The organism is Jatrophihabitans sp. (assembly GCF_036389215.1).
Lineage (GTDB): Bacteria > Actinomycetota > Actinomycetes > Mycobacteriales > Jatrophihabitantaceae > Jatrophihabitans_A.
In genome coordinates, this window is record NZ_DASVQG010000018.1 from 1 (window position 1) to 6,439 (window position 6,439).

The 6,439-nt window shown below is 69.8% G+C and carries 1 protein-coding gene and 1 pseudogene; both read right to left on the minus strand.

The window, feature by feature from the left end:
• On the minus strand, window positions 1-5,808 hold a 5,808-nt coding region (locus VF542_RS00785), incomplete at its 3' end, for an amino acid adenylation domain-containing protein (protein WP_408649803.1).
• Window positions 5,805-6,439 (minus strand): annotated as a pseudogene (locus VF542_RS00790) (acyltransferase); the annotation flags it as partial. The pseudogene VF542_RS00790 and the gene VF542_RS00785, both read right to left, overlap by 4 nt.

Here is a 6,439-nt window from a genome sequence, read left to right on the forward strand (position 1 = left end):
GCTCAGCCGCAGCTGCGGATCGAGCAGGGCAGCCTCTCGCGGGGCGACCTTGAACAGCAGGCTGTCGAAACCGTCGATGTCCTCCAGGTACCCGCCGGCCGGTGCCGGCTGCCCGGCACGCGCGATTTGCCCGACCCGCGCAGGGGGAACCGGGATCAAGGATCGGACGCCGGTACTGAGGTTGCTCCAGAGCGCCTCCACATCATCCGCGCCGGCATAGCGTCCGGCCACCCCGACGATCGGCACTGCGGTTTCGCTGCGCTGTGGTTCGTCGGCGGTCCTCGCCGGTTCGTCGGCGGTCCTCGCCGGTTCATCGAGCAGCGGGCCGCCCAGGAAGCTCTGGAGATACCGCTCGTCGGCGGTCAGGGCCAGCCCGGCCCGTACCGCGTCCAGCACCACATTGCCCACCGGGCACAACCCGATCCCGGATGTTGTCTGAGCCTCCAGCAGCACCTGTCCGAGATAACCGGCTTCCAACGCCATGAATCGATCACTGTCGGGGCCGTAGATCGGTTCGCAGGCCGCTGCCGAACCGAACAGGAAGATCTGGAAGGCGCAGCCGTCGAAGACCGGCCTGTTGTAGACGAAGTGCATCGAGCGCTCGAGCGGTGACCGAGCGGTGACCAGCTGCAGGGCGTGCTCCACCGGGTGGTAGTAGTAGAGCCCCGCCTCGACACCCTGCACCCGGCCGGCCCGGATGTCCAGGTAGACCCGCACAGCGTAGGTGTCACCTGCTGAGGGGTAGAGCCGGCGGGACCGGCCCTCCTGCTCGGTCTCGCGCACGGTGTCCAGCAGCCGTCCGAGCTCGCTGCGGGTCAGTGCCCGGTCGGCGAACTCCCGTCGCGAGGCCCGGGCCCGGAGCCGGTGGCCGGCGGAGTACCCCTTGTCCAGCGCCACATTCGAGGCCGTGCCGGTCAGCACGCGCAGATCCGGACGCGCGCGCTTGAAGGCCTCGCGCGCCGCGGCGTCGAAGAAGTCGATTGTCGGCAGCCGCTCGGCGGCATCGAACACCGGCTCGAACAGTGGCAGCGGATCGGTCACCACCCCGCCCGGGGTGCCGGTCGGCTCCGGCGGTCCGGCGGTCACCAGGCCGGCCGCCGCCGCGCCGGCCGGCTGTTCGGCCACTATCGCGCTCGCGATGCCGCGAACCGTGGGATTGGCCAGCATCACCGCCACCGAGATCCGGCGGCCCCGAGCCTTCTCCAGCACTCCGGCGACCTGGACCATGGTGAAGGAGGTCGCACCCAGGTCCCACACGTCGCGGTCCACGTCCAGTTCCGACAGTCCGAGAAGGGTTCGGAACGTGTCGGCCAGCTCGGCCAGCAGCTCGCCTGCGGCGTCCGGCTCGGCCGGCAAGGTGGCGTCCGGCTCGGCCGGCAAGGCGGCAGTAGCCGGGCCCAACTGGTGCACCGAGCCCGGTTCGGCCGGCCACGGCAGGGCGTCCCGATCGAGCTTGCCATTGGCCGTAGCCGGCAGCGTGTCGATGAACACCACCACGTTTGGCACCATGTAGTCGGGCAGGGCGAGGCCGGCATAGCGGCGCAGCGCTGGAACGCCGGGCAGGTCAGGGCCGGCCGCGATGACATAGGCGACCAGCTTGCGATCGCCGTCACCGTGGGGGCGGGCGAGCACCACCACGTCCTTGACCGCGTCGTGCGAACGCAGCCGGTGCTCGATCTCGGCGAGCTCGACCCGGAAGCCGCGGATCTTGACCTGACTGTCGAGCCGGCCCAGGAAGCAGATCACGCCGTCGGCGAAATAGCTGGCGCGGTCACCGGTGCGATACATCAGCGCCTGTGCGGACTCGACGAACGGATCGGCAATGAACCGTTCGGCCGTCAGCTCGGGTCGCCGGTAGTAGCCCTGGCTCAGGCACTCGCCGCCGATGAACAGGTCACCCTCGACGCCGACCGGGCACGGGCGCAACCGCTCGTCGAGAATGTAGTAGCGAGCGTTGGAGATAGGCCTGCCATAGGGAATGCTGTGCCAGCTCGGATCGATCTCCTCGATCTCGAAGTAGTTCGACCACACCGTCGCCTCGGTGGCGCCGCCGAGGCTGATCATCCTCGCCCGCGGGAACGCTGCCCGGACCTCGTCCGGCAGGGTCAGCGGCGTGTAGTCGCCGCTGAGGTAGACCAGCCGAAGAGTGTCGGTGCCCGGCGCATCCCGGCAACCGGCCAGCAGCGGCGCCAGCTGGTTGAGGGTGGTCGGTGCGGAGTTCCAGAAGGTGATCGGCTCACGAAGCAGAATGTCCAGCAGTAGCCGGGGATCTCGTTGCTCATGCGGGTCGGCAAGGTACAGGCCGCCGCCGGACCCCAGTACCCCCAGCAGATCGAACACCGAGAGGTCGAAGCCCAACGAGGTGACCGACAGCCCGAGATCAGCGGGCGAGAAGCCGTGGGTGCGCGCGCACCAGTCGATCAGGTTCAGCAACGGACGATGCGAGACGGCCACTCCCTTGGGACGGCCGGTGCTGCCCGAGGTGAAGATCACGTACGCGGTGTCGGTCACCGCTCCGTCGCGCGGCAGCGGCACCTCGCTCTGGCCCATCGCCCGGACATCGACCTGCCGCACGCCGGGGGGAACAGCCCAGTCGGTTCCGCCCTCGCTGACGACCACCAGTGCGACGCCGGCGTCCTGCAGCACCGCCTCCGCCCGCCCGGCCGGCATCGACGCCTCGACCGGAACGTAGCAGCCGCCGGCCTTGAGAACGCCGAACACCGCGATGGCCATGTCCGGGCCGCGGCGCACGCTCACGCCGACCGGGACCTGCGCTCGGACATCGAGTGAGCGAAGCCGCCAGGCCAGCCGGGTCGCAGCCGCGTCCAGCTCGGCGAAGCTCATCGTGCCGGCCGACCAGCGCAGCGCCACCGCGTCCGGCCGCAGCCGCGCCTGCCGTTCGAACAGCACCTGAACCTGATGGTCATCGGCGAATGGATGCGCGGTGTCGTTCCACTCGTGCACGACCGTTCGGTAGAACTGCTCGCTCGGTTCCGGCAGGCTCTCGACGGCTGGCACGCTGACACCGGCAGCCGGGCCGAGTGCGGCCACGAAGTCGCGGTAACGGGTGAAGATCCGGTCCAGCTGACCGTCGGCGAAGCGGGACGGATCGGCGTCGAAGTACAGTCGCAGCCGGTCGCCCTCGTCGATCGAGATGCAGTCCAGCGCGACGTCGGGTGTGCACGTCAGCCAGGAGCCGAGGCTCACTCCGGGCGGGAGCTGCTGGGCGAAGAGGTTCAGCACGCCGGTGTAGACGACCGCGAGTTCGTAGTTTCCCTCCCGCCGCGCCCGAAGCGCATGCCGGCGCATCATCGCCAGCCCGCTCACACCGTCGGCGCGCCGGTCCCGGGCTACCAGGGCATGTGCCTGCTCGGCTCGCTTCCAGAATTCGGGCTCGCCCGGCTGGTACGTCAGCCAGCTGAGCGCGGTGTACTCCCCCGGTCGGTACGGTCCGCTCTCATCCGTCCAGCGGACCACGGGCAGGCTGAACGGGAACTCGAATTCGGTTGCCAGCGCATCGGCGAACGCGGTGGCCAGCAGGTCGTCGCTGTCCAGGCCGCGAGCCCGGACAAGCCTGCGCACGGCGGGCCAGTTGTCGATCACCGCCTCCCGGCGCTCCCGGCTGCGACCGGCCGACTGCGTCGCCGGCACCAGCGCCGGCCCGGGCAGCACTGCCCGCACCCGCTCGGCCCAGTGCCGCTCCCAGTCCGCTCGTGATTCGGCAGATCCAGCATCCTGCCGCCGGCGGGCCCACTCCGCGTACGGACGCTGGCTGATCGGCAACGCCTCGGGATCTGCGTAGTGGCGAAACAGCTCGCGAATCAGCAGATGGATGCTGCGTCCGTCGAGCACGGTGAGGTCGCTGCTCAGGTGCACCGTCCAGTCGTCCTCGGACTCCCGGGTCACCACCACCGCGGAGTGCGGACCCCTGCCGAGACCCGGCGCCCGGCCGGCCAGGTCGGCCCGAAGTGTCGCGTGCACCGGCGCCGGGTCGATGCCGCGCAGATCCAGCACAGCAATGTGGCGACGCTCGGGAGCACGGGCATTGATCTCCAGCATGCCGTCGCAACCCACCCGGGTACGCAGCGACTCATGGGCCGCGCACAGCGTCAACCAGGCGGCTTCCAACCGCGGGATGTCAAGCCCCGTCACCTGGAAGCTCGAATAGACCTGGCAGCCGTCCCACTCGCCGGGCGGCCGGGTCGCGCGGGGCACGAAGTAGGACTGCTGCAGTTCGTTGAGGTTTCGCCGAGCCGGCGGCTCGCTGTCCAGGTCGTGAAGCTGGTCGAGCAACCGGTTGAAGAGCAAGGGACCCGCCGTGCCGCCGATCCGGTCCACTGACACATCCCAGCGAATGTGCAGCGCCCCCTCGGCCTCCCACATCTGGTGATCGATACACACCTCAGACGTGCGGGTGGACGCCGCGCACATCGCCGGCCCGAAACCCTCGGCCGTTTCCGGCGCCGGTGAGCCGAGCATGCTGGTGAACACCACCGACGGTCCCGGCCCGGGCGGGCGGTGACCCCCCAGCGCCCGCAAGGCGGCGATGCCTGAGATCGACGAGTGCTCGAGATCTGCCCAGAGCGCCGAATGGACGTCTTGTGCCGCCTCTCGCAACGGCTGGCCACAGGTGTCGGCCATGGGCACCAGCATGCTGGAGGTGAAGGGGCCGACGACGGCGTCCGCGGCTCGCGGCAGCAAGGTTCGCTCGTTCGTGGTGAGAACCAGCGAGAACGGCTCACCGGGCTGATCGTGGGCGAACAGCTCGGCGAACAGCGTCAGAACCAGTGCCGTGGGCGAGACCTCCCAGGCCTCGGCGAGTTCGGTGACGCGCAGCCACTGCGTCGCGCTGACCGAGGATTGCAGGGTGTGCCGGTGGTTACCTGCTGCCGAGGCCCTGGCGGCCCGCGGACCGGGCGGCAGGTCGGTGAGCCGGCGCCGCCAGTATGCGGCGTGCCGACCGTCCGGATCCCGCCCGGCCGGCAGACTCGCCAGCAGGCGCCGCGGGGACAGCGCCGGATCCAGCTCAGCCAACGGCTCGGCCTGATAAAGCCGCCACCAGTCCGAGAGGATCACCTGCAGGCCGACGCCATCGGTCACGGCGAGGTCGAGCCCGAGGTGTACCACCTGGGCACCCCGGGGGCCCAAGGACAGCTCGACGAGGTACGGAGCCTCCGGTGCCTGGCACAGCCGATCGCCGACCTGCCGCCGGTGCTCGGCGAAGCCCTGCTCGTCGGCGTCGGTCAGCTGATGCACGGTGATCGGTGTCGGCAACCCGGGCTCGCCGACCTGCTGGCGGCCGTCGGCAGTCCACTGGATGCGGAGCATGTCGTGCCGGGCCACCACCTGCTGCCAGGCCGAACTCAACCGTGGGATATCCAGGCCGGTGAATGCGAATTCCCGGTAGGTCCGGCAGCCCACCGGGTCGTCGGTCAGCTCGGGACGAGTGCCCAGCAGGTAACTTTGCTGAATATCGGTCAGGGGGAACGGTTCGGCGGAGGTCGCTTCGCGGTCCTGGTGCGAAGGGATGGTTTCCGGCTCGCGGAACGAGCCGGCCGCCGCGGATGGTCCGACCAGCGCGAGGAGCTCGCCGGCCGTGCGGCAGTTGCCGACCTGCCGCATGCTGAGGTCCACCCCGAATTCGGCACGGAGTGCGAACCTGATCCGGGTCACCGCCAGCGAGCTGAGTCCGCCATCGCGCAGCGAGGTCTCCAATCCGATGGTGGCACTGTCGGCCAAGGCCTCGGACACGATCGCGAGCACGCGGTCTCGGGCGCTGGCGCCACCGGCCTGGTTCACCTCGGTCACCTCTCGCAGCTGGCCGCGTGCAGGACATCGGCGGCACCCGTCATGATCAGTTCGGCGATGGCATCGACGTGGCGCGCCCTCCAGGGCTGCAAGCTGGTGCCGTCGACGGTGCGGTTGAAGGCGCCCATGGCCGGACCGCAATGCACCTGGTAGTCGACGGTGTCGGCGCTGCCCTGCAACGCGGCGGTGGTCGAGTGCGAGAAGTACCAGCGGAACACCATCGCCATCTTGGCCTTGCCGTTCCGGCGGCCACGTTCGAGCTGACCGCTGTCGCACGTGCCCAGCCGGTGTTCCAGCTCGGTCCAGATGCTGTCCAGGGACCGCCGGAAGTAGCGCTCCTCGAGGGTGGTGCGGGTTGCGGTGTCGATCTCCTCCAGGCACGAGGACTGCCGGTAGATCTGATGCAGCTTGTTCGCCCGGGCCGCGAAGAGGGTGCCCTTGCGGACGACCTGAACTCGGGCGCCGAGCTCGAACATGTCGCCGGCGGGGGCGTAGGCGGTGTCCTGCACGTCGAGCCCGGCGAGCAGGTCCTTCACCGCGTCGGACGTGCCGGCCTCGGGTGAGCACTGGTTGATCGAGCCGGTCACCACGAAGTCTGCACCGAGCACGAACGCCGCCGCCGCGGATTCCG